The sequence below is a fragment of the Halohasta sp. A2 genome (assembly GCF_056175805.1).
In genome coordinates this window covers 1-24,564 of the sequence record NZ_JAQFWV010000047.1, presented here as the reverse complement: position 1 = coordinate 24,564, position 24,564 = coordinate 1, and the positions used below count along the sequence as shown (strand labels likewise).

General features: G+C 52.6%; 15 protein-coding genes, 1 pseudogene and 2 CRISPR repeat arrays. Of the genes and pseudogenes, 12 read left to right on the top strand and 4 right to left on the bottom strand.

All coding sequences use genetic code 11. The annotated features are described in order from the left end of the window. Positions 1 to 157 (bottom strand): annotated as a pseudogene (locus O2S87_RS12830) (IS5/IS1182 family transposase); the annotation flags it as partial. Between the two features lie 126 nt (positions 158 to 283). Beyond that, a CRISPR array of direct repeats spans positions 284 to 6,020; the repeat unit is 30 nt; unit sequence GTTTCAGACGAACTCTCGTGAGGTTGAAGC. Positions 6,021 to 6,186: 166 nt separating this feature from the next. Between O2S87_RS12830 and cas6 the strand changes: the two are divergent. The 9 genes from cas6 (at position 6,187) to O2S87_RS12785 (ending at position 18,554) form a co-directional block, all read left to right on the top strand. Continuing rightward, positions 6,187 to 6,993 (top strand): CRISPR-associated endoribonuclease Cas6, encoded by an 807-nt coding sequence (cas6, locus tag O2S87_RS12825; protein WP_475409184.1) that lies wholly within the window; start codon positions 6,187 to 6,189, stop codon positions 6,991 to 6,993. Continuing rightward, positions 6,980 to 9,142 (top strand): type I-B CRISPR-associated protein Cas8b/Csh1, encoded by a 2,163-nt coding sequence (cas8b, locus tag O2S87_RS12820; protein WP_475409183.1) that lies wholly within the window; start codon positions 6,980 to 6,982, stop codon positions 9,140 to 9,142. The genes cas6 and cas8b overlap by 14 nt, the downstream gene beginning before the upstream one ends. Before the next feature lies 1 nt (position 9,143). Next, positions 9,144 to 10,220: a type I-B CRISPR-associated protein Cas7/Csh2 gene (gene cas7b, locus O2S87_RS12815; protein ID WP_475409182.1), complete on the top strand. Its 1,077-nt coding sequence runs from the start codon at positions 9,144 to 9,146 to the stop codon at positions 10,218 to 10,220. Positions 10,221 to 10,222: 2 nt separating this feature from the next. Next, on the top strand, positions 10,223 to 11,020 hold the full coding sequence (gene cas5b, locus O2S87_RS12810; RefSeq protein ID WP_475409181.1) for a type I-B CRISPR-associated protein Cas5b: 798 nt from the start codon (positions 10,223 to 10,225) through the stop codon (positions 11,018 to 11,020). Beyond that, entirely contained in the window at positions 11,020 to 13,644 is a 2,625-nt protein-coding gene (locus O2S87_RS12805; protein WP_475409180.1) for a CRISPR-associated endonuclease Cas3'', read from the top strand. Before cas5b ends, O2S87_RS12805 begins: the two co-directional genes overlap by 1 nt. Beyond that, complete coding sequence (locus tag O2S87_RS12800; RefSeq protein WP_475409179.1) at positions 13,641 to 14,186, top strand: CRISPR-associated protein Cas4; 546 nt, start codon at positions 13,641 to 13,643, stop codon at positions 14,184 to 14,186. Before O2S87_RS12805 ends, O2S87_RS12800 begins: the two co-directional genes overlap by 4 nt. A gap of 2 nt (positions 14,187 to 14,188) precedes the next feature. Then, positions 14,189 to 15,181, top strand: coding sequence for a type I-B CRISPR-associated endonuclease Cas1b (cas1b, locus tag O2S87_RS12795; RefSeq protein WP_475409178.1), 993 nt, complete (start codon positions 14,189 to 14,191; stop codon positions 15,179 to 15,181). Position 15,182: 1 nt separating this feature from the next. After that, the gene (gene cas2 / locus O2S87_RS12790; RefSeq protein WP_475409177.1) at positions 15,183 to 15,443 is read left to right on the top strand and encodes a CRISPR-associated endonuclease Cas2; all 261 of its coding nucleotides are present in this window, start codon (positions 15,183 to 15,185) and stop codon (positions 15,441 to 15,443) included. Positions 15,444 to 15,547: 104 nt separating this feature from the next. Then, positions 15,548 to 18,008: a CRISPR direct-repeat array (repeat unit 30 nt; unit sequence GTTTCAGACGAACTCTCGTGAGGTTGAAGC). Between the two features lie 261 nt (positions 18,009 to 18,269). Further along, positions 18,270 to 18,554: a hypothetical protein gene (locus O2S87_RS12785; protein ID WP_475409176.1), complete on the top strand. Its 285-nt coding sequence runs from the start codon at positions 18,270 to 18,272 to the stop codon at positions 18,552 to 18,554. 86 nt (positions 18,555 to 18,640) lie between these two features. Here O2S87_RS12785 and O2S87_RS12780 read toward each other — a convergent pair whose 3' ends face one another. Both O2S87_RS12780 and O2S87_RS12775 read right to left on the bottom strand, forming a co-directional pair. Continuing rightward, on the bottom strand, positions 18,641 to 19,057 hold the full coding sequence (locus tag O2S87_RS12780) for a DUF7124 domain-containing protein (protein WP_475409175.1): 417 nt from the start codon (positions 19,055 to 19,057) through the stop codon (positions 18,641 to 18,643). Continuing rightward, on the bottom strand, positions 19,054 to 19,212 hold the full coding sequence (locus O2S87_RS12775; RefSeq protein ID WP_475409174.1) for a hypothetical protein: 159 nt from the start codon (positions 19,210 to 19,212) through the stop codon (positions 19,054 to 19,056). The genes O2S87_RS12780 and O2S87_RS12775 overlap by 4 nt, the downstream gene beginning before the upstream one ends. A gap of 428 nt (positions 19,213 to 19,640) precedes the next feature. Here O2S87_RS12775 and O2S87_RS12770 point away from each other — a divergent pair, with 428 nt between their 5' ends. Next, positions 19,641 to 19,904, top strand: a complete 264-nt coding sequence (locus O2S87_RS12770; RefSeq protein ID WP_475409173.1) for a hypothetical protein — start codon at positions 19,641 to 19,643, stop codon at positions 19,902 to 19,904. Between the two features lie 278 nt (positions 19,905 to 20,182). Beyond that, complete coding sequence (locus O2S87_RS12765; protein ID WP_475409172.1) at positions 20,183 to 20,758, top strand: hypothetical protein; 576 nt, start codon at positions 20,183 to 20,185, stop codon at positions 20,756 to 20,758. A gap of 132 nt (positions 20,759 to 20,890) precedes the next feature. Here the strand turns inward: O2S87_RS12765 and O2S87_RS12760 are convergent, their stop codons facing one another. Beyond that, complete coding sequence (locus tag O2S87_RS12760; protein ID WP_475409171.1) at positions 20,891 to 21,862, bottom strand: DUF7983 family protein; 972 nt, start codon at positions 21,860 to 21,862, stop codon at positions 20,891 to 20,893. 1,346 nt (positions 21,863 to 23,208) lie between these two features. Between O2S87_RS12760 and O2S87_RS12755 the strand changes: the two genes are divergently transcribed. Next, positions 23,209 to 24,501, top strand: a complete 1,293-nt coding sequence (locus O2S87_RS12755) for a hypothetical protein (RefSeq protein ID WP_475409170.1) — start codon at positions 23,209 to 23,211, stop codon at positions 24,499 to 24,501. Positions 24,502 to 24,564 lie beyond the last annotated feature (63 nt).

Genomic DNA, 24,564 nt, shown 5'->3' with positions numbered 1-24,564 from the left:
AACTCTTGTTGAGTTCCGTATGCAAGAGGATGAGAGTGATCTGCACCCACTCAGCGAACCCGCTGTCGCCAGTTGGCGCAGCGGGTTCATCTGGGTCGTCAACATGCTCTTTAGCAAGATGCTTACATTGTCGTATTGTTGACCGCTTCGACTTCATATCGACAGAAGGCGTCCAATTGCATACAACTTTCACGGAAACTGGACGGAGAAAGCACCGAGAGTGCGATTAATTAGCGGCGCAACGAGGCAATCTTTATCCGAGTCTTCGTTTGTGAGGCTTATAGTTTCAGACGAACTCTCGTGAGGTTGAAGCCAGAAACGGAGAATGGCCTAATCATGGCTCGAAGCCTGTTTCAGACGAACTCTCGTGAGGTTGAAGCCACCAGTCCTAACAGCACGGTCGTTACTCATTTCGTGTTTCAGACGAACTCTCGTGAGGTTGAAGCAAGTTCTTCATTCGTCCGGCTCAAGTTGTCGCCCGGTTTCAGACGAACTCTCGTGAGGTTGAAGCATCATCAAAGTCATTCTCCTCGTCCACAAGCGTAGCGTTTCAGACGAACTCTCGTGAGGTTGAAGCCGAACGACGCTATTCGACGGAGTGACTTCGCCGTGTTTCAGACGAACTCTCGTGAGGTTGAAGCGGAAGCCACATCAACCACCACAGTCCACATGCAGGTTTCAGACGAACTCTCGTGAGGTTGAAGCCGCGGTCCGATCGTCGTCTCCTCGATGCTCGATCGTTTCAGACGAACTCTCGTGAGGTTGAAGCAGCTCATCGTCTCGGCGAGCTCGGTCGCCGACGGCGGTTTCAGACGAACTCTCGTGAGGTTGAAGCCTGTCGACCCTCGGTCCGTTTGCATTCCCCGGCGCGAGTTTCAGACGAACTCTCGTGAGGTTGAAGCTTTAGCCAAAAGTCGTGTGAGAGTAGGTATATGTCGTTTCAGACGAACTCTCGTGAGGTTGAAGCGCCTTGTTTTTCGGCATTATGGTGGTGGCTCCGCTGGTTTCAGACGAACTCTCGTGAGGTTGAAGCTCGCAAGACCGTCAAACGCATAGTCACCGACCGGCGTTTCAGACGAACTCTCGTGAGGTTGAAGCTATTCTTTCGGTCGGGTTGGCGCAAAGTGGGCGGAGTTTCAGACGAACTCTCGTGAGGTTGAAGCGAGGTCGACGTGACTGGCCGCGAGAGCAATGAGAGTGGTTTCAGACGAACTCTCGTGAGGTTGAAGCTTACGACGAAATAACCGAAACCCGAGATCCCGCGGGTTTCAGACGAACTCTCGTGAGGTTGAAGCCTCCGCAACCGGATCGAGGGAGACGAGGCTTACGATCGTTTCAGACGAACTCTCGTGAGGTTGAAGCAGCCGTATCGTGGTCGACCTCGACGACGTCCTCCGGTTTCAGACGAACTCTCGTGAGGTTGAAGCCGGTCGACGCGATCGGAGCCACAGCGCGATCAATGGTTTCAGACGAACTCTCGTGAGGTTGAAGCGAGGTCTTCGTAGACCCCATCTATCCATGTGATAATAGTTTCAGACGAACTCTCGTGAGGTTGAAGCGACGTGTCTGTTCGACGTGATCATATCGGGAGCCGGTTTCAGACGAACTCTCGTGAGGTTGAAGCGTCTCGAGGAGCTCGGGCTCGAGGAGGGCGGTCTTGCCGTTTCAGACGAACTCTCGTGAGGTTGAAGCCCATACAGCAAAAGACATAGCAAAACGTCGAAACGAGTTTCAGACGAACTCTCGTGAGGTTGAAGCGTCGTCAAGGTATGCTTTTATCCATCCCATACACCGTTTCAGACGAACTCTCGTGAGGTTGAAGCAATCGGCACGCGGTCGTCAATCGGGACGGTCGTCGGTTTCAGACGAACTCTCGTGAGGTTGAAGCTGCTCCGAAGACTGCTACTGGGCGTTCCTCATGGGGTTTCAGACGAACTCTCGTGAGGTTGAAGCGTCCATCGTTAGCGAAACTACGAAAAACGGGTGTTTCAGACGAACTCTCGTGAGGTTGAAGCAAGGTCTCCCGTGATCGTATCACCTTCGCTGAGGTCTGTTTCAGACGAACTCTCGTGAGGTTGAAGCCTCATCCGCTGATACTCGGCCTCCGCTTTGGCTGCCGTTTCAGACGAACTCTCGTGAGGTTGAAGCCGACGGTGACGTGACCGACAAGGTGCGCGTGTACGACGGTTTCAGACGAACTCTCGTGAGGTTGAAGCTCGACGTGGCGGCGATCGGTATCCACAGCAGCGTGCTCGTTTCAGACGAACTCTCGTGAGGTTGAAGCCCCGTCGAAGCGATACCAGACGGACACGCAGGCGCAGTTTCAGACGAACTCTCGTGAGGTTGAAGCGAGTGAAGTGAGGGGAGTCGAAGCAGATGACGGGAGTTTCAGACGAACTCTCGTGAGGTTGAAGCCAACGTTTCTAAAAGGAGGGCCGCAGCGGGGGCCGGGTTTCAGACGAACTCTCGTGAGGTTGAAGCATTGTCCAGGCCGACTCGGACGACTACACGCAGCGGGTTTCAGACGAACTCTCGTGAGGTTGAAGCGCTGCTGATTGCGTAACGTGTCGCATTAGACGAGCTGTTTCAGACGAACTCTCGTGAGGTTGAAGCAGATAGTGGCAACGCTATTCTATAGCTCAATTATAGTTTCAGACGAACTCTCGTGAGGTTGAAGCAAGCGATTACGCGGGACAAGAGTAGGTCCCACACAGTTTCAGACGAACTCTCGTGAGGTTGAAGCTCGGAGCTGTGACTGTGGTCGTCGCTACGCTCCTTGTTTCAGACGAACTCTCGTGAGGTTGAAGCGAGATCCAGCGTTTCCTCCGGGCTGGCGAAACAGCGTTTCAGACGAACTCTCGTGAGGTTGAAGCTTCTCCATCATCATCCGAGCCCTTCGATTCAAAAGGTTTCAGACGAACTCTCGTGAGGTTGAAGCGACTCCCTGGATCACGGTCAAAAAGACCGCGTAAAGTTTCAGACGAACTCTCGTGAGGTTGAAGCCATTCGTTTGGGTTGGTAGTGATAGCGGCATATCACGTTTCAGACGAACTCTCGTGAGGTTGAAGCCGTGAGTAGCATCCCGCACTCGGTGAGTGTCTGTGTTTCAGACGAACTCTCGTGAGGTTGAAGCCGTTTGATAGCGTCGAATCGTTGGCGGAACAACGCGTTTCAGACGAACTCTCGTGAGGTTGAAGCCACCCACCCCAGTCGTTGGCCTCGCAGACCGCTCGGGTTTCAGACGAACTCTCGTGAGGTTGAAGCATCTCATCAACAAACTGCTGGCCTACCAGTCGATCGTTTCAGACGAACTCTCGTGAGGTTGAAGCCTTCATATCGGGTGCCTGCAACCGCGTCTGATAACACGGTTTCAGACGAACTCTCGTGAGGTTGAAGCAGGATGATAACATAGCAGTAGTGGGTATCTGAAAGTTTCAGACGAACTCTCGTGAGGTTGAAGCACGCACTCAATGTGCGCGAATCTCTGTTGGAGGGCGGGTTTCAGACGAACTCTCGTGAGGTTGAAGCGTCTTCGAGGACGGCACGACAGTCGCCGAATACTACGGTTTCAGACGAACTCTCGTGAGGTTGAAGCTATCGCTGATTGCACTTCAATGTAGCTCATTCAACGGGTTTCAGACGAACTCTCGTGAGGTTGAAGCCGCGTGCCAGCGGTCTGGCTGGCGCTGACGACGCCGTTTCAGACGAACTCTCGTGAGGTTGAAGCACGACGTGTTTATCATTGAAATGGGTGCAGCCTCAAGTTTCAGACGAACTCTCGTGAGGTTGAAGCGTGATATAGCATCGGAACTTGGTTGTGCTAATAGAACGTTTCAGACGAACTCTCGTGAGGTTGAAGCACGGATAGGCAATAGAATAGACTGTTTCTTACTGGTTTCAGACGAACTCTCGTGAGGTTGAAGCGCTACAGGTCCGACTCGCCGCTGTTGTCGGGCCAGGTTTCAGACGAACTCTCGTGAGGTTGAAGCAGTTAGTGCGTTGAGAGTCAAACCATCCGCCGCATGTTTCAGACGAACTCTCGTGAGGTTGAAGCCGTACTATGTGGCGACATTCAGACGAAAAAACATGGTTTCAGACGAACTCTCGTGAGGTTGAAGCGTCCTGATCGAGATCTCCGGCCTCCTCGATCTCCCGTTTCAGACGAACTCTCGTGAGGTTGAAGCATCGCCTCGCGCGTCTTGCGTTTGCCAACGTCGGTGTTTCAGACGAACTCTCGTGAGGTTGAAGCTGAGTTACGTCTGGGTCAACACGAGGCAATAACCATGTTTCAGACGAACTCTCGTGAGGTTGAAGCCCGCGGCGGCTGTGCTGGCAGTCCTGATCGGCGGGAGTTTCAGACGAACTCTCGTGAGGTTGAAGCGACTGGTAGGCGACCGGAATCCAGAGAATCGTCGAGGTTTCAGACGAACTCTCGTGAGGTTGAAGCTCGGCTTCGAGCTGCTAGACGATGCCGAAGCCCTGGTTTCAGACGAACTCTCGTGAGGTTGAAGCACCCGCAGATGGCCTTACCGCTGACTCACTCCACAAGTTTCAGACGAACTCTCGTGAGGTTGAAGCACCGCTGTCAAAACCGGCTCGGTACTCTTCGCAAAGTTTCAGACGAACTCTCGTGAGGTTGAAGCACCGCTGTCAAAACCGGCTCGGTACTCTTCGCAAAGTTTCAGACGAACTCTCGTGAGGTTGAAGCTTGGAACAAAACCCCTACGCCAGCGGGAATCAGACGCGTTTCAGACGAACTCTCGTGAGGTTGAAGCAGCAAATACATTGTCTCCTGATCGTAAATCGAATCCAGTTTCAGACGAACTCTCGTGAGGTTGAAGCGAACTCACGGAGCGCCCACCCGATAGCGACCGAGTTTCAGACGAACTCTCGTGAGGTTGAAGCCAAACGTCGAATCAGCACCATAGGTCATCTACACTGTTTCAGACGAACTCTCGTGAGGTTGAAGCCATTGAAGGTCGACACTACCTGATTGATATGTTGGTTTCAGACGAACTCTCGTGAGGTTGAAGCTCTAATCATGCAGTGTTGCCTCCAAAGTCGAATCCCCGTTTCAGACGAACTCTCGTGAGGTTGAAGCCGGGACGATCGAGCTTAGCGGATCCGAGGCGACCGAGTTTCAGACGAACTCTCGTGAGGTTGAAGCCTGTGATGCCACGCATCACGACCAGAAATGCAACGATGGTTTCAGACGAACTCTCGTGAGGTTGAAGCATCGAAGCGCTGGTCGACGGGTCGGTTAAAATGAGGTTTCAGACGAACTCTCGTGAGGTTGAAGCACGAATCACTCTGGTACACAAAAGACGAATTTGAAGGTTTCAGACGAACTCTCGTGAGGTTGAAGCATAGTCAAATATGAATCAGGATACCAAACTATGAAAGTTTCAGACGAACTCTCGTGAGGTTGAAGCCGGGTAAGTAGTCGACCACTAACACAACAGTAGTTGTTTCAGACGAACTCTCGTGAGGTTGAAGCTGACCACCCGGCCCAACGCCGGTTTGTCGACGACAAGTTTCAGACGAACTCTCGTGAGGTTGAAGCATCGGTGAGTGGAACGTCACCCACCGCGAGCTGCAAGTTTCAGACGAACTCTCGTGAGGTTGAAGCGAGGTTGGTGCTGCTATGGCCGACTCGTCGAACGGGTTTCAGACGAACTCTCGTGAGGTTGAAGCCTGGGTAATCGTACCGTGACTTGTTTTGCGCCCACTGTTTCAGACGAACTCTCGTGAGGTTGAAGCACTGATTGTGTTGCCCGTTTGGTCGTTTGAGACGGTTTCAGACGAACTCTCGTGAGGTTGAAGCCCTACCATCTTGGTCGACGAAGAGCGCTATCGCCTCGTTTCAGACGAACTCTCGTGAGGTTGAAGCGACCGGCGCTATGCTATAGAAGGAACATACGACTGGTTTCAGACGAACTCTCGTGAGGTTGAAGCGAGTGGGGAACTTCGGACCATACGGTCGACGGAGAGTTCCAGACGAACGCTAGTGCAGTTGAAGCAGAGGTTTGGGAGCAACCTTGTTATCGATGGGAAGTGTTCTAGACGAACCTTCATAGGGTTCATTTCACTTTCACTCTACAAGGACTTCATTTTTGTACTGTCTCTGCATGTGTCTATTTGGATGACATCCTCCAACTACAGAGGTGAGTCAAACAAGTGCGTATAATGGCTCACTTGTCCGCGCGGGCGGATGCAGCGTATGATAACAAATACCATCACAAGCTTCGCGGCCGACTCTGGGGCGCGTTGGCAGAAACCCAGTACGATAGCCGACACGACTCTGGTGACCCACCGGGATTCGTCTACTCGAACCCGTTTCCTCCACACGATATGCAGGCGGGCGACGACCGAAAACTGCTGGTCTCCTCGCCTGATGAGGAACTGCTCGCCCACGTTGCTGCAGATCTGTTCGAGGAGCCGGAACTCAATATTGGTGAAATGCCATTTCGGGTCGGCGACATCACCTCACTCGAACCTGACGTGGGCGAACCCGGCACGCGTGGGACGATTGAAACCGGGACAGGACTTCTCGTTCGGATTCCGCCGTGGCGCTGCGAGGAGTACGGAATCGACCACCCCGGCGGAGATTCCGCTGTCTTCTGGCGTCCCGAACATTCGATCAAGCCGCTTCGTGCCCAGTTAGAGACGAACTTAGATCAGAAACACGACCTCTATGCGTACGATCATCTACCGGGGCCGAGCGATGTCGACGGCGACCTGTTCGACGGGTACGAGCTGATCAAGACCTTCGCCGTTCCGGTGACCGTCACCGAGGGTCAGCAGATGACCTACGTTCTGAGCAAGTGGGATTTTTCCTATGCCGTTCGAGACAATCACCATCGCCGACACCTCAACCTCGCACTTGACTGCGGGCTCGGCGAGCGCAACTCACTCGGTCTCGGGTTTGTGAATATCACCGACAAAACCCGGCCCGGCGAGACCGAACTGGAAGGGAGAGATGCTTTCGCCTGAAGCGTTCCGCAAGGCCTACGACGATGAGGAGTTGGCGGCCGAACTACCGGATTCCCCGATTGGTTCGCTCCGTGACCTACAATACCTCTACGGTAAGCTTTACACGCTCGCTACGACCGGTGGTGGCGAGTATGCTTCATACTTGACGCCAGACGTTGCCGGCGATCTCGTAGACACCGATGACAGTCTGATCGTTGTTCGCGTCGACGTTTCCGGCGACGAGCCACGGCTGGCTAACGACGTCATCGGCCCGGTACAGGTGACGAGGTACGCCGAAGACCGGATTCGACAGGTCGGTCACTGCAAGTACCCGGCAGCACGCGGAATCGACCACAGTGTAACCCACCAAGCTGGGCGAAACAGTGATCCTGAAAAGCTGGCTCGCTACGCCAAGGAACGACTGACCAAGTGGGCTACTGACAATGTGGTCGCGGACACAGCCAACGAGCATCCTGACGGTTGGATCATCGAGAAACTGACTGAAGTCGGTGAAGATGAGACAGCACTGGACACGATTGAGGAGACGCTTACTCGGAAATTAGGCGGCGAGTCGGCGACCTCGCTGTTGACAGTACAGGTGAAGATCGATCCGGATGGCGACTACCAGTGGCCGGGTGATATCGAAGTATTCAACGAAGCAATGCGCCAACGAAAACTCTCGAAGCTCGTCACAAAGAACAAGGCAGACGATTCGTCGGGAGACGCGACAGACCTCGTCACCGGCCAGCCCGCTCGAACTGTCGGGACATCCGAGGACCCACAGAACTATTTTCTTGGCAAACAGCTCGAAAAATTCCCTGGTCTCGACATCGAAAACGCGTGGCGCTCGCATCCGATTTCCGAGGATGCCGCAATTACCGTGATGAACGCCGAGACGTTCGTCGAGGCCTGCACCTACCGAACCTTCGGTACGAAAGTGTACTACCTGCCGTATGTGTTCGGCCGACTGACAACCCAAAAGGTACACCGCCTCTATGGCCTGCTGTATCGATCGGTCGAAGACGACGACACAACTCCAATCGAGCAGGCCTACGAGGATGAACGCCAAAAGGACCTCGACGACCGGGACTTCCGGTTCTACGTTTCAGCGGTCATGCCGCACCAGATGTCCCGATATGATGTATTCGGCGAGACGCTGAACGGTCGACTCCACTATCCGAAAGAACTCGCCTTCACCCACAATCGCCTCGTCGAAAGCGTCTCGGCGTTCAACAGAGCCCCGAACGTGAAGTGGACCGCACCGCTTCCGACCAACGAGAAGTGGGGCCTACTCGAAACGAACGACGAGCAATTACGCGCCGTCTCGACGGGCTGGTACTTCTACCAGACGTTTGCCGAGCGGGACGACGACGAGGCGGATGCCGACGATCCGCGAATCAAGGCACTGGTTAACGTGCTGAGTGGTGAGGCGATTGCGGTCGACGTACTGCTCGAAGAGTACGTCACGCGGATCATCGACGAACAGACCGACGACGAAGAATACGAAGGGTTCCCCTCATTTCTGGTCGCCAGTCAATTTGCCCAACTCTGTGCGTTGGCCGATGCTGACCTCGAACTGCTCAAAACAACCGATCCAGAGAAACAACAGCTCACACGAGAACCGACCTATGACACGTACACCGTTCCGACACTCGAAGAGTTATCCATTATGACAGACGGAGGACATCCAGCCGCACCGAAACTCGAATCGTTCATAAACGAAACGCCCGCGCTATCGCCCGACTATGACGATGAGGAGGAGTCGGTGACTCCACAGCGCCGCGGTGCGTTCCTCTTGGGCGCGCTCGTCGGCGACATCGGGAGCTATCAGGAGTACAGTGAAGACAGGTCGACGACTCTCGTCGACCAATACCCGGTCAAATCCATAACCCGATCACGGATTAAAAAGATCACCCAGGAGACGGTCGCCAAGACGCTGACTTACACGCGGCAGGAAAAGAAACAGCGTGGAAACTATCCAGGGACGAAGGCCGAACACATCGTCGAACGACTCCGAAAAACGATCCTCAATCCCGATCCCGACGACTGGGAGATTGAGACCGATGATCTCCGCTTCTACTACGCCCTCGGCGTGACCTACGGGATGAACGACCACCCGTGGAACGAGACGGACAGTGACACAAACGAACCTACTCAGGAGGACCACTAACATGTCAGACACCACCGACACCGTGACGAACCGCTCAGAAATCGTGTTTCTGTACGACGCCGTCGACGCCAATCCCAACGGAAACCCACTCAGCGGCGCGAACCGACCGAGGATCGACCCACAGACACAGCAGGCAATCGTCACTGATGTTCGCCTGAAACGGTATCTCCGCGATCAACTGGACGACGATGGCCACGGCGTTTACATCCGAAACGTCCAGGAGGAGGGCAATCAGTTCACCCGCGGCGACCTGCTGGAAGACAGACTCAAAGCCGTCGATCCCGACAACTTCAATCTCGATGACGACGAGGAGGCCGACCAGTTCCGCGAGGACGTGTTCGGCGAGTTCCTCGACAACAGCGTCGACGTACGGTACTTCGGTGCGACGATGTCGGTCAATACCGATGATGCCTACGCCAAACACCTGCCGGATCACTTCACCGGCCCGGTCCAGTTCTCGCCCGGTAAATCGGTCCATGCGGTCAACGAAAACGAGGAGTATGACAGCCTGACGAGCGTGATCGCAACGCAGGAAAACAAACAGCAAGGTGGATTCGATCTCGACGACCACCGGATCCAGTATGGACTGATTCGGTTCCACGGACTTGTCGACGAACACGGAGCCGAGGACACGAAACTCACGACGGATGATGTCGAACGGCTCGATACGCTCTGCTGGCGGGCGATCAAAAACCAGACGATCAGTCGGAGCAAAATCGGTCAGGAACCACGGCTCTACTGCCGTGTCGAGTATGCCGACGAGAGTTTCCACCTCGGCGGACTCGATAGGGATCTCGAAATCGACGACGAGCACTCGAAGGCCGACGAAGAACTCCGAACCGTCCGGGATCTGACCCTGGACGTGTCGGGCTTCGTCGACCGACTCGACAACGCGAGCGACCAAATCCAACGTGTCCGGATCGTTGTCAGCGATGTACTCGAACTCTCGAACGGCGATGAGGTCGGTGGCCCTGATCTACTCTATGACGCACTTCGAGAGGCTGTCGGATCGGATGCCGTCGAGGTCGTCAACGTGTACGACGAACACACCACAACGCTTCCGGGCGACACTGCCTAACGATGCCGCAAGAATCGTTGGACGGCTGGACGACTGACGATGAGAACCGACAGCCGGATCGGTGTCTCTCGTTTACGGTTCGTGGCCCGTGGGGTCACTTCCGGCGGATCGAGGGGAATATCGTCAAACAGACCTATCGGATCATCCCTCGGACGACGGTCGCTGGACTGCTGGCTGCGGTATTGGGAATCGAACGGGACGGCTACTACGATCTGTTCGCACCAGAGGAGTCAGCGATTGCCATCCAGCCCGTCCGTGAAATCCGGACAGTCAATATGCCGATGAACACGCTGTCGACCGCCAGCGAAAATCTCCAATCGCTCAATGGCCGAGGAAAAATCAGCGTGAAGCTGCCCGATCCTACGACTCTGCGACAGCAGCACAACTACGAGGTACTCGTCGACCCAGCCTATCGAATCGACATCGCGCTCTCGGACAACAAACGATACACGGAGCTTCGGGAGACTCTTGCCGCTGGGAGGTCGCATTACGTCCCGAGTCTTGGACTCTCGGAATACCTCGCGGAGATAGAGTACCATGGTGAGTTCACAGTCGAGAGTGGGCCAGAGGGCGAATCAGTCACGGTCGACTCAGCTGTTCCGAACGCGGTCGACGATATCATCTTGGCAGAAGGCTCACGGTGCCAAATCGAAGAGTCACCCGCATTCATGCAAGCTGACCATGGTGGCCGGACGACAACCGGTTTTACCACCTACAGCTACAATCCTGACGCCCAGCCACTCTCGGTTCGAAACGTCGATACGGCCCGCGTCGACGGTCGGACCGTGGTGTTCGTCTAATGACCGTTCGGTACTCACATCCACCGGAAGACGGACATGAGGGCGTGTTACTTCAGGATCATCTTGACGATGTCGCTCATCGTGCCCGCCAAATCATTCCGGAGGATGTGACAACAACTGCAGACGGAAACAAGTCACTGCAATGCGTTGTCGAGACACTCGGGTATGTCCACGACTTCGGGAAGGCGACCACGTACTTCCAGGAGTACCTGTGCCACGGGACGGAACCAAAGACGAAACAATTCCGGTATCATGCGCCAGTCAGCTCCTTTGTAGCCTACTACGCGCTCAAGGCTCAGGGGTTCGAGCCGGAGACCTGTCTTGCTGGCTTCGTCGCGGTCGCCAAACACCATGGTCAGCTGCCGGATGTTGCAGCCTACGTCCACCGGCGTGCAATGCGGCGTGACAACGTTTCAGAAGGGTCGGAAAACGACGCAGAACGACAGCAGAGTGCAATTGGACACCAGCTCCAGGACATCCATACTCACGTCCCCGAGCTCGCACGAAAAATATTCGAGGACGCAACCGATGGACGCGGCTCGTGGACTGAGTTCTGCTCGTCGTTCATCGACCTGCTGGACGAGATAGCGGCCGCTGTCGAAATCAGGGGCGGCGACACGTTCTCCCGTTCATCTCTGTCGGAATCGTGTTACGGATTAATCCTCGAATGTTGGGGAACACTCGTATTCGCGGATAAGACGAGCGCAGCGAGTCGTGCCAACGAGAAGGGTGAAGTAGAGCAGTCGTTGTATGCGGCAAAAACGGCACCGTTGCAAACACTGGACGAGCATATCGACGACCTCGAATCGTCGTCGCCAGCCGATCCCGAGGGCACCCGTGCAGAACAGTTGAACCACTACCGGGCGCGTGCCCGATCAGCGATCAAAGAAAACGCAACGACGTTTGCTGAGCAGGGTGGCGGTGTTGCGACGCTCACACTTCCGACTGGAATGGGAAAAACACTGTCCGGGCTGTCGGCCGCACAGACGATCCGCGACGAACTCGGTGGGAAACGAGTTATCTATGCACTTCCGTTTACGAGTATCATCGATCAGGTCGTTGACGAAATCGAGGAAATCTACGAGACCGACACGCTGGGTCGCCTGCTGACGGCACACCATCACCTCTCGGAGACGACGATAATCGATGAGGACGACATGTATGCCGACGAGGCGGACAAAAACGACGATGTAGCAGGCATGCTCGCCGAAGGCTGGCGGGCGGGGCTGACCGTAACGACGTTCGTCCAATTGTTTGAGAGTCTCGCTGGCCCATCGAACAGGCAATCGATGAAACTTCCAGCCCTCCGCGACAGCGTGGTGATCCTCGACGAACCGCAAAGCCTGCCACTCGACTGGTGGAAGCTGGTTCCGCGACTGGCAACGATGGCAACCGAGCAGTACGGTGCGACAGTCATCGCCATGACTGCTACCCAGCCACAACTATTTGATGAGGCGATGGAATTAGTTGACGATCCAGACGTGTATTTCGACGCGACAGAGCGCGTCCAGTACGAACTCGATCCATCGACTGAACGGTATATCGACACACAAGAGGATCCAAAATCGTACCCTGATGCGGCAAGGCTGCTGCTTGAGGCAGTTGTTGAAGGACAGACGTCACTAGCCATCTGTAATACGATCGATAGTGCAAGAACACTCACCGACCACCTAACTGACACACGACAGGAACTCACACGGATCGGCGAGGTCTATGCTGATGAGCTCGAACGGCTCGATGCTGACAAAGCAGTCGACCCCACGGCACTTGCGGACCGGATCATCGATAGCAGTGATCGGTCGATACTTCATCTCTCGACTCGGATTCGGCCGGTCGACCGACTCACACTCCTGGAGACGATAAAAGAGCTGACAAAAAAGGGACACCCGCTTGTTGCTGTGTCGACCCAACTCATCGAGGCAGGTGTCGACATTAGTTTCGATCGTGTATACCGTGATCTCGCACCGATTGACAGTATCGTGCAGGCTGCTGGCCGATGTAACCGATCTTTCGAGCGAGACAGTGGGAAAGTGACTGTCTGGTGGCTTGATGTCCCGGACGAACAACGAAAAACACCCGCAGAAGCCGTATACAATCGCGGTGCAACACTGCTTCCAGTCGCTGCCGAAACACTCGATTCAGTGCGTAGCGAGAAAGAGACGCTCTCGGAGAGTGCCGTCGCCCGGACTGCCGTTCGACAATACTATCGGAAACTCCACGATGATAAGAACGTCGGCAAACAAGAGTACGTGGAGTACGTCGACAATGCAAAGGGTGACGAACTCGCTGAGTTGTCGCTTATCAATCAGCGCAACGCGGTCGACGTGTTCATTTGCCGAACAGAGTGCGAACGGAACCAGATCGAGAAGGTTCGGAAGGCGTGGCGAAACTATGAGTTCGATAGGGTACGTCAGTTGATGGACGAGCTAAAAGAGACACAGGTCTCGATCCCGATCTATCAGGCTGACTCTGAGGAAGCACAGAAATTAGGACTGTTACCGCGAGTGCATGATGACACGGACATACGGTGGCTGAACACTCGTCAAAACAGTCTAAAACAGTATTTCGACGAGTGTACCGGCTTTGTGATCCCCGAGAGTACAGCCGAGAGGCGGATCTTATGACATCAGATCCTGTCGACCGACTCCTCGCCACGGCTCGCGGCGAGCCCCTCGACAATCCCTTTCGCGTGACAGGAGTCATGATGCAGTACTACTTTGTCTGCAAGCGGGAACTCTGGTTCGAGAGCCGAAATCTCGAAATAGACCGAGAGAACGCAACTGTCGTTCGGGGGACACGCGTCGACGAGACCGCCTACAGTGACAAGCGTGAGAACCTACATCTCGGAATGATCTCACTGGACCTCCTTGATGACGGCCGAGTAGTTGAGGTCAAACCTTCGTCAGCACTCACCGAACCCGCCGAGATGCAGTTGTCGTACTATTTGTGGTATCTCGCTCGTGTGGCGGACGTCGAACGCGATGGCGTCTTATCACACCCCAGAGAGCGACGTCGAGAAATGGTCGAACTTACCGATGATCGAATTGAGAAGGTCGAATCAGCGATTCGCGGGATTCACCGAATCGTAAGTCAGTCCTCGCCACCACCGGCGGAGGAAAAACCGTTCTGCGATTCGTGTGCGTATCATGATTTCTGTTGGTGCTAACAATGGATAGAAACTACCACGTGTTTTCCGACGGTCGGCTCGAACGCAACGAAGACACCCTCAGGCTAGTCACTGAGGATGGTGAGAAGAAATACGTCCCAATCGAGAACGCCGAGGCGTTTTTCCTGCATGGCCAGATCGATTTTAACACCCGGCTGATGTCGTTTTTGAACCAGCAGACAGCGGCACTCCACATCTTTGGGTGGGAGGACTACTACTCGGGTTCGGTGATGCCGAAACGCGGCCAGACCTCGGGGAAAACGGTCGTCGAGCAGGTTCGAGCCTACGAGGATACCCAGCACAGACGGCAGCTTGCGGCGGCGATCGTCCATGGGAGCATTCACAATATGCGGACAAACGTGGTCTACTACAACGGTCGGGGCTATAATCTCGATACTGAAATCCAAGACCTCGAAGCCGCAGCCGGCCGCGTCGAAGGAAAAATGCCTATTGATGAGCTGATGGGTGTTGAGGCAACCGCTAGAAAGGCGTACTACCGCAGCTTTAACGAGATTTTGCCAAGCGAGTTCCAACTCTCCCGTCGAGAGTATAATCCACCGCCGAACGAGGTGAACAGTTTGATTTCGTTCGGTAACTCGCTGGTGTATGCCAACTGTGTGTCGGCGATTCGAGCGACCGCCCTTGATCCGACGATTAGCTATCTCCATGAGCCGGGAGAACGCCGATACTCACTGTCACTCGATCTTGCTGATCTATTCAAACCGATTCTTGCCGACCGCGTCTTGTTCCGTCTGGTAAACCGAAAACAGATTTCGGCCAGTGATTTTGAGACGGAACTCGGCTCCTGTCTGTTGAACGAAAGCGGGCGGAAAACGTATACGAAAGCGTTCGAAGAAGCGCTTGAACGGACCGTCGACCATCCAGAACTGAAGCGTAAAGTTAGTTACCAGTATTTGATGCGACTCGAAGCCTACAAACTGAAAAAGCATCTGCTCACCGGCGAGGAGTACAGCTCGTTTAAACGGTGGTGGTAGATTGTACGTCGTGATGGTCTACGATCTTCAGGCCGAGCGGACTCATAAAGCACTCAAATTGGGTCGTCGATATCTGACGCACGTTCAAAACTCTGTCCTGGAAGGTGAAATCTCGGAAGGTGATTTAGCAACGCTCCGAAACGAGATCGACGATCTGCTTGAGCCGGGTGAGTCGACGATTATCTACGAGCTGTCCTCTGATACCCTTCTCAATCGTACAGTCTACGGTGAGGATCCAACCGAAGACCAGCGGTTTCTCTGAATTTCGGTCGACCCCCCAGGGTAATGGGGGGTATTGCAAGTCGACGGAACATCTTTGTTGTAGCACACCGGTAGAACGTCTATGCCCCGTATATCGGGCATGGTGTTTCAGACGAACTCTCGTGAGGTTGAAGCAACCGGCAATGATGGACACACTAAGCAGGCAAGGTGAGTTTCAGACGAACTCTCGTGAGGTTGAAGCATTGTCTGCGCCGTCGTAGGTGCCGCCACTAAGTGGTTTCAGACGAACTCTCGTGAGGTTGAAGCTGCGCCAGAGTCATGAGTTCAAACACGCTCTCTTTGGTTTCAGACGAACTCTCGTGAGGTTGAAGCACTGACAATGTTCACTGTCGAGTTAGCCAGCTGTGTTTCAGACGAACTCTCGTGAGGTTGAAGCAAGGTCGGCGTCGGTCTTGTCGATCTCATCTAAGATGGTTTCAGACGAACTCTCGTGAGGTTGAAGCGCTCTTTCAGTTCGTTAATGACACGCTCGGCGTCAAGTGTTTCAGACGAACTCTCGTGAGGTTGAAGCAACGATCCGGGATAAGTTGTCGAGTTCCTCCCGGTCGTTTCAGACGAACTCTCGTGAGGTTGAAGCAAAGCATTATCAGGATACTCAATTATGAGTCAAACAGGTTTCAGACGAACTCTCGTGAGGTTGAAGCCTCTATGTCCGGGCCCGTGCCATTGATGCTCGTGTTTCAGACGAACTCTCGTGAGGTTGAAGCCAACCGCGTCACGAGTACAACCTATCGCACCACAGTTTCAGACGAACTCTCGTGAGGTTGAAGCGACCCCGAACAAAACACAGCCGCCGGTAACCCGCCGGTTTCAGACGAACTCTCGTGAGGTTGAAGCCCAAGGAGTTCATACACGTCAATGGTTTGTGCTGCATGTTTCAGACGAACTCTCGTGAGGTTGAAGCATCCGTTGCAGCCATAACAGCCGGATCTCCTCCCGTTTCAGACGAACTCTCGTGAGGTTGAAGCGATCTTACCAGTCCGTTATCCGCTAGCTCGGAGAGTGGTTTCAGACGAACTCTCGTGAGGTTGAAGCAAATAGTCGTCGTACACCCGGCGGAGTCGGCCTTTAGTTTCAGACGAACTCTCGTGAGGTTGAAGCCAGTAGCAACGTTTCAATGCCCGAACGCGGGGGCGGTTTCAGACGAACTCTCGTGAGGTTGAAGCAAACTCAAGGATTCTGTCCGTGGGTTCGTGCTTGATTGTTTCAGACGAACTCTCGTGAGGTTGAAGCGGCGTCTTAGTGATTTTACCGCTGGCGATCACTGCGTTTCAGACGAACTCTCGTGAGGTTGAAGCGACGACAGCGGTGATGTGGAGGTGACGTTCCGCGAGTTTCAGACGAACTCTCGTGAGGTTGAAGCAGTAGAGGGTCCGGTGCTGGCCGTGCTTGACGAAATCGGTTTCAGACGAACTCTCGTGAGGTTGAAGCCATTTGGGACGGCGAGGACACGCTGGCGGGAGTCGTGTTTCAGACGAACTCTCGTGAGGTTGAAGCCTCTGTCGCTCCCGATCCAACCGCGAAGGTGAGCCAGTTTCAGACGAACTCTCGTGAGGTTGAAGCGGAATTTCGGAAAAGACACCCCAGCGGCCATTAGTGGGTTTCAGACGAACTCTCGTGAGGTTGAAGCACTCACCGAGTAGGCTTCTCGTCCATCCCCGTGGTGGTTTCAGACGAACTCTCGTGAGGTTGAAGCGTCTATCATCTCGGTGGCTGCATTAGAGATAATCAGTGTTTCAGACGAACTCTCGTGAGGTTGAAGCTGCAGAGGGTGGTACAGCGTCGAAAAAGGTCCTACGTTTCAGACGAACTCTCGTGAGGTTGAAGCGACTCAACGAGGACGGCCTGTCGATCCGCGCCGTGTTTCAGACGAACTCTCGTGAGGTTGAAGCGAGAAGCTGTCGAGCGTGTGCAAAATGACGAAGGGGTTTCAGACGAACTCTCGTGAGGTTGAAGCCTTCATATCGGGTGCCTGCAACCGCGTCTGATAACACGTTTCAGACGAACTCTCGTGAGGTTGAAGCTCGCAAAGCCCAACCCGTCGCGACTGAAGCGCCAACGTTTCAGACGAACTCTCGTGAGGTTGAAGCGGTCGCTATTTGACCCGCAAAAATCCACTCCCCAGTTTCAGACGAACTCTCGTGAGGTTGAAGCGACGGTTGTGATTGAGCTATTGGAGGATGAGGAACAGGTTTCAGACGAACTCTCGTGAGGTTGAAGCTTGATGATGCGGAACGTTCCCCCGGCCGTGGCGATCGGTTTCAGACGAACTCTCGTGAGGTTGAAGCGGCCAAAGAATTGCTGTCGACACTTTGGGACATGTTTCAGACGAACTCTCGTGAGGTTGAAGCTCTGGCGTCGGCTGGCCGAAGTGATCGGTCGCCAGTTTCAGACGAACTCTCGTGAGGTTGAAGCGGCCGATGAGCCTTCGAGAACGCTTTGAGGCGAGTTTCAGACGAACTCTCGTGAGGTTGAAGCTATCGTTGGATGATGGAGCTGATGATGTCTCTGTCGTGTTTCAGACGAACTCTCGTGAGGTTGAAGCTTGGGAGGTTGCCGCCGCCAGCGATCGCTGCCAGGGTTGGCGACCGTGATCTCTGGATCGGCAACGTTGGGTCGATCAAGCCACGGCTGCTGTCCGACATGGAACTCTATCCGGAATATATCGTGACTGTGAACGAAACGGCGACAGCAGCAACGACGGACCACTATCCACTAAAAAACGAACACCAGAAGTTCAGTGACTCCGTTGAGACAACACGTGCTCACATTCGAAGCGAGGGGACTTTCCTCGTTAACTGTTCTGTTGGGTGTCTCGAGGAGCGCGACTGTTATCGCCACCGCCATCGCCGCTGAAGATGGGCTGTCGTTTGATGCTGCGGTTGCAGAAATCAGAGACCATCGTCCACGGGCTAACCCGCACCCCAAACTCCAACTCAACGCCTATGCGTATCTCGTGACCGAAGAGAACCGAATTGACGCTCGCCACCAGATCAACGCACTCGTCGAGAACATTCATATCCAGAGTCAACACGGTCAAGCAATCAAGGAATTGGTCTCAACAGAGTCGACCGCCCAAACGCCGTCGTAATCGAGTTTATGATAATCTGATCAAACCTCGATGTGCAAGACTGCGAACGCCAAGTGTCGCGGGAGACAGCCGAAGTCGTTACTCGATCAGCCTCGAACGAGACGGAGAAGACGAGCGAGGATTCCGAGATTGGACCGAGTCTCAGAGACCTTCCAGTCGGCTCTCTCAGCCGCCTTCGAGACACGAATGTACTCCCAACAAAAAAGCGTTGACACCCGCATATCCTCGTCGCTCGCCCCGACGTAGACGTGCCGCGTCGTCGGTATCGTCTCGCAGATCTCTTCGAGGACAAACCACTTGTCGCGGTCTTGGATATCAAAATCCTGTCGAAGGTCATACTCGGCGACGATCCGCTCAATCCGTTCGGTGTCGCCGTCAATGATACCGACCGACTGGCTCCACTTCTGTGCGTCCTCAAACACCGTTTTCGGGTCTTCGAGTCGTTCGATGGCCGAAAGCGAAAACGCGAGCGTTACCTCACCAGTGTCACTGTCGCCGTTCATGTGACTGCTAGGCACGTGTCAATTGCTTCGGTCGCCGCCGAGGCGTGCTGGCTGGCCACGCCTTCAGCGAACTTTAGGTAGTACTCCGATTCATCGTCGACTGTCGTAGAGCCATCTGTACCGAGGATGTCCAGTGCAGCGAGCCCGCTGACCATTCGAACCCCTCGTCGACGACGGGCTTGCGGCTGCCCCTCCCACGACTCGTTGTTCACATACACAAAATAGAGCCCACAGATGATCAATCACCGGGAATGCCGTGCTAACTTCACGCTCTAAGTTGAGCATCGAATCACGTAACTGCCTTGTTATGCAAGTCGTTTACGACCAAAACGATAGGACAAAATCAATATTGAGGTGTCTCACTATCAACCGAACTTTGGAGTCTTGACTGACCGATTAGCATGACTCGCTCACAGATGTGGCCAAATGAACCATCTGTATTCTGTCAGAACGGCACTGCAAGATACACAGCGCATATCTTGTGCCGGAAGGATCACAGTTAGCAGGAGTTTCTATTCAGCCAATAAGTCAGAATCTCTAACTTCCGACAAGATAATCGGTTATGATTGAAATAGATCTTTGTATGGAATCGACAAAGCTGATACGCTCATATGGCAGATCATTTGCGAGAAAGAACATCAATGAGGAAGAACTTAGAAACAAAATACAAAAATTGTACGAAGAAGGTCTCACCCACATACCGCAACATGGAATGGCGTTTAAAAGTGGTTTGGGCGATGGGGATTGTGACGCTGAACATAAGGAAATAGCAATCGACATTCTAACAGATATAGATCCAGAATTCAATAAAACCAATTGGTTAGGCACTGAAGATCCCTTTAGATAAATTGAACAGACCGAAGGAAGGTCTGATTCAATAAAATAGTCGAAAATGGAAATTTTGTGCTGACTGTATGCTCTGTATCTTGTACAGCTCTATTTCCCACTTGCGAGACAGATACCGCTGTTTCACTGTCTTCGGTAAGAGCCTCAATAGTAGATTGATTTCCAACTTTATAATAAGCCGCAGATGTTATGCATAATTGGATAGTTGCCCTGGTATCACCGTAAAAAGCCGCGTGGTTGGACACGCGACCAGGGCTGTCCACTGCAACGTGAAACAGCATGTCAACGATAGACCTAAACCGAGAAAAATCTCTCGGCATGATCTCGCCAGCAGATGTTCCTATAGAGACACTGCCGGTAGTTGAATTGACTTCAGACCAGCTAAAGCGAGTTAACGACTTGGCTCAACGACGAAGCAACACCTATCGACCAATTGGTGGCGGAGAGCTTTTCGGCGGTCAAGACTCCTTAACAAGCCATCAGATTGGGCTGCTTGGAGAACTCGCCGTGGCCCAATTTTACGATCTCTCACTTGATTCTGAAATATACAAGCTCGGGGACGAAGGGATTGACTTAGAGTTGTACAACGCAAGTATCGATGTAAAAACGACCGCGACTGATGCCCTAGATCTACCGGAATTACTAGTCCGAGCTGATAGACAACTCATTTCAGACATCTATGTACGGGCTCATGTATTGGATTGGAGTAAGAGCAGAGCAAATGTGAGAATCATAGGAGCTGCACCGCAGGAAATTGTGAAAAACCGCGAGCCGCAGCGTCATCCAGGAACAAGGAAAAACTATGTCGTGGCACCTCGTGAATTGGACTTGCTACCCGCTCTCCAGACCAGTTAAAGAGCGACTCTACCGAATAACCATCTTGCAGGGTCGCTGAACTTATTCACCCCTGCGTTGACTCTACTCCTTGAGGTAGTAAGCGTTCTATGACATCCTGTATGATACTGGTCTACTCTGTTCAGAGAGTTGTTAGTCGACTTGACTTGCAGAGCTGAAGCTGGTGAGTTCGTCGATACGAGCTTCGAGTTCTTCGATTTCGGTCTGAAGCTGGTTTGTCTCAGGGTTGTCAGCAGCAGCGAGTTGATCTTTAAGCCCCTGAAGTCGGGATTCCTTACGCTCTTCGTCGACATCGGCTTTGCGGATGTACTGACTCTCCTCGATGTCGTATAGATCAGACTCTGAGAATTCTGTCACGTCAAGGGCGTCGTCGACTTTGGAGGCGTCGACGGTAGTGACACGTTCGCGGTCGATTCCTTCACGTTCGAGTTTTTCGAGGACCGTCTCGTCGTCTTTAAGCGTTCGATTCCGTCGGCTGGTGCGTTGGACGGAGCCATACTGACCGTGAACTGGTTGATCGTGATGGAGTCGGTCCAGGAGTACTGATCGAACCTCCTGCCGTAGATCGTTAGCATTACGCTGGACATCCGAACAGAGCGTGTAGAGATTGACCAACTTGGAGGTCTCCATCGTCGAGGGGTCAGTCGGACTATAGCGTTCGAGGGCGTCGATAAGAAGCAACGAGTCGGAGTACAGCGGGAGATTAGGTTCCTCACGAGTTTCGGTGTGGTCTTCGACATCGAGGGGAGCGTCGACAAGCGAAGATGGAGTTGGTGCTTCTGTGTTTCTCAGGATTCCTTCGCGCTGGTCGACTTCGAAGTGGGGATGGATTGAGAGCATGGTAGCATAGGGTTCGGCATCAGCTGGAAGACGATTAAGGTCGAAGCCCTGATAGGCATCATTGAGACGGTCGTAGAGCTGCTCAAACTGAGATCGTTTGAGTGGGAGGGTAGTGTTTTGATCACGGTAGGAGATGAGGAGTCGATGTTCTTGGATATCTTCGAGTCTGAATGGACGTTCAGACAGTGGCGTGACGAAGGTAGCGTCGGCTGGAACCTCCTCAAGTTCCTCAAGAATGGTGTGCCAGGTGATTGAGAAGGGCATACTGTTAATTTGAATGAGTGGCAGGTGTAAAACTCCAGTGACGGGTTTTTACCATTCTTTACTAGGAAACAGAATTATATCATTGGAACGGTTAGTTTCAGGTGCGCTTCGCTGTGGAGGGCCGAAGCGCACTGGGGGCACCCGTTGACGTTGAATATTGTCCCACACCTGTGGGGCTCTCTTCCCAACTCCCTTTGAGAAAAGCTATTCCACAGATTGTGCCAAAGTCAACGAAACCACTCAACAGAAAGTGGATGAACGATCAGAGGAGTCTATTGGCAATTCCCTCATTATAGGTTATAATATATTCCCGCAACTTAGCTGGTTAACCGGTCGACAGGGAACAAAAACTCAGTACGAGTGTTGGCGATGTAGATCTACCTTGCAGAGCCTGTAAGAACAATCCACTCACTTTTGGAAGCGGTGCGACCGATACAGAGCTTGTATGCAGCACACATTAATTTGTGAAAACGGGTAAGTGGGGGGCCAGAGAGCGAAACAGCGGGGGAACTGCTCAATTGATCTTACCCATCCAATTAATCCTACTTCCGCGGTTCAGCCTGAACGAGTAGCACGGTTTCTTTAGAGAGCGGTGCAGTCTCCCGGTTTCCATCGACAAACCAGGGAGATGTTACCGAGTGGACTCACTTCATCGTAAAGCCAGTGTGGGAACCTACCTTTGTTGAAACGCCACTGACGCCACGGAGAGACCTTCTCTCTGTAACAGGCGAAAACAAGCCCAGAACGCCGATCTGCTAAACCGCGGAAGTAGGATTAATCAACTGAAAGAGTTTTATAGTGACAGTATTTTAACTTTGTTTGAGTTTTTGATTAAATGAGTAAATTCCTAGGAAAACTTTAGTTTGGGAGTACAAACCCTATATGCAGGGATGCGGGGGCGTCCCTGCAAAGAGGGCGATTGGGAATCGCCCTCGTTTTGCTGATAGCTAATCATATTAAATAAAATCAGGACTATAATCAACAGTGGGTACGATCAAATCCCACATATTCAGTTGATCCCTCCTCACCTATTGAAATAATACGCTTTGCAAGACTCGCGCGTTCTATTCAGCATGGCTACTGATACCTATCACTGCCTGACGGTTTCAACGAGGCCATTTGTGTCTAAAAACGGAGCAAAAAAGTCAATCATCGGACTAATCTATATATCTCCATTGGTGACAGTGGCAATACTAGGCTGAAGCTCACCGATCTCGTCACGTTCAATCAAACAGAAAATGACTACGAAGAAGATGAGATGAAAACACGACAGTTGCCAGGAAATATAGGAAGCATACCCTATTATGTGCTTAATGTTTTTAAGTGAATAGTTATAATCCATAGTTATGAGCGCGAGCCCGTTTGACGAGCCAGTTGAAGGCGACTGGCTTGCCGATGCAGATCTTGTCTGTAGGTTATGTTCGGATCCTGAAAGGATGTGCAGTTTCGAAATTATACCACTCAAGCCGACAGAAAACGAAGACGATGTATGCGGTACAATTATCCCGCGCAAGGGCCCCGCACCAACGGACTGTAATATAGAATTCAATACCGGTGAGACGATTACTATAGATCTCCAAGATGCACTGCAAGATTCGTCTGATTATTATATGACTTTAAACACTTTTCCACAACCTGGTTTGCGGTTCCAGACGCGTGAAGACGTACTCAATCACTGCGGTTATAACCCATTTGAACATACGCCGCCGCAGGAAATCCGTGGAGATATCCGAGAAAAACGAGGACGCCATGACACACAGAGTCAAATTGAGTTGAATTACGATACAAAAGTATTCATCAAAAGGCTGGCACGCCTGTGGAATGGTGAGATTGTTTGTGGCGTACATATATTATATGATAAATGTCCTTCAATTAGAGAACTGACTCGTGACCTCAATGAAGACAACTTAAAACAACTGTACTACAATAGCAATATTCATAAAGAAATTATTATAGCATTCGATAACACCCAATGGTTCGATACAAAAACGCCATTTTTAAGACCAACTTCTATATTTAGAAAGAAAGTCTGGTATGACTTGTGTAATAAAGGCCGCACACTAATCAACAAGAATCAAGCATTTGATGACCTGCGCGGAGATCCACATGAAGGCCTTGTGCATAGAGTTACTGTCGGCTTACTCAAATTATTGGATACCATGCGTGGTTGGCAAACCAACACGTATCGAAACCTCTCTAATATAGGGGATGGAGAATACGTTGTTGATGCATTAGCTAAAGATAATAATCAACAGATCATCGCAAGAGAAGTAATTACCGGGCATAATAACTGGAAGCTACATAGAGAAACGTATCGTAAGTTGTCCATTCTACAACGCAGAGATGTCAAGCCAGTAGTTGTATTTGATTCCCGCGATACCGCATATTCCGTTTTTAATCACTGGCATCGAAGGGGCCTCGGTGAACTACCGAACGGTCCGTTTAATTCAAATTTCAGTATCGATGCTGGCCAAAAACAGATTCGGGATGCCTACGCAAGTAGTAGCTACGATTGGAAGATAGCTGATTGGACGACCACATGGCGATTAAAAGAACAGACCATTGGGTCAAATAGTTTGGTCGCGTCTCAGGATCGTTTAGAACCAAGCCAACACTCACCGCAACGAAGTAGCAGTTGATACGTTAGAGGAAGGGGACTGTTTCGGTGCTAGAATGAAAGAGTCCCCAATCGAGATTACACT

What these genes read in the sequence shown, in the direction of transcription:
- cas6 (WP_475409184.1), top strand. Translation starts at nt 6,187, where the DNA reads ATGGCTCACTTGTCCGCGCGGGCGGATGCAGCGTATGATAACAAATAC.
- cas8b (WP_475409183.1), top strand. Translation starts at nt 6,980, where the DNA reads ATGCTTTCGCCTGAAGCGTTCCGCAAGGCCTACGACGATGAGGAGTTG.
- cas7b (WP_475409182.1), top strand. Translation starts at nt 9,144, where the DNA reads ATGTCAGACACCACCGACACCGTGACGAACCGCTCAGAAATCGTGTTT.
- cas5b (WP_475409181.1), top strand. Translation starts at nt 10,223, where the DNA reads ATGCCGCAAGAATCGTTGGACGGCTGGACGACTGACGATGAGAACCGA.
- O2S87_RS12805 (WP_475409180.1), top strand. Translation starts at nt 11,020, where the DNA reads ATGACCGTTCGGTACTCACATCCACCGGAAGACGGACATGAGGGCGTG.
- O2S87_RS12800 (WP_475409179.1), top strand. Translation starts at nt 13,641, where the DNA reads ATGACATCAGATCCTGTCGACCGACTCCTCGCCACGGCTCGCGGCGAG.
- cas1b (WP_475409178.1), top strand. Translation starts at nt 14,189, where the DNA reads ATGGATAGAAACTACCACGTGTTTTCCGACGGTCGGCTCGAACGCAAC.
- O2S87_RS12780 (WP_475409175.1), bottom strand. Translation starts at nt 19,057, where the DNA reads ATGAACGGCGACAGTGACACTGGTGAGGTAACGCTCGCGTTTTCGCTT.
- O2S87_RS12775 (WP_475409174.1), bottom strand. Translation starts at nt 19,212, where the DNA reads ATGGTCAGCGGGCTCGCTGCACTGGACATCCTCGGTACAGATGGCTCT.
- O2S87_RS12770 (WP_475409173.1), top strand. Translation starts at nt 19,641, where the DNA reads ATGGAATCGACAAAGCTGATACGCTCATATGGCAGATCATTTGCGAGA.
- O2S87_RS12765 (WP_475409172.1), top strand. Translation starts at nt 20,183, where the DNA reads ATGTCAACGATAGACCTAAACCGAGAAAAATCTCTCGGCATGATCTCG.
- O2S87_RS12760 (WP_475409171.1), bottom strand. Translation starts at nt 21,862, where the DNA reads ATGCCCTTCTCAATCACCTGGCACACCATTCTTGAGGAACTTGAGGAG.
- O2S87_RS12755 (WP_475409170.1), top strand. Translation starts at nt 23,209, where the DNA reads ATGAGCGCGAGCCCGTTTGACGAGCCAGTTGAAGGCGACTGGCTTGCC.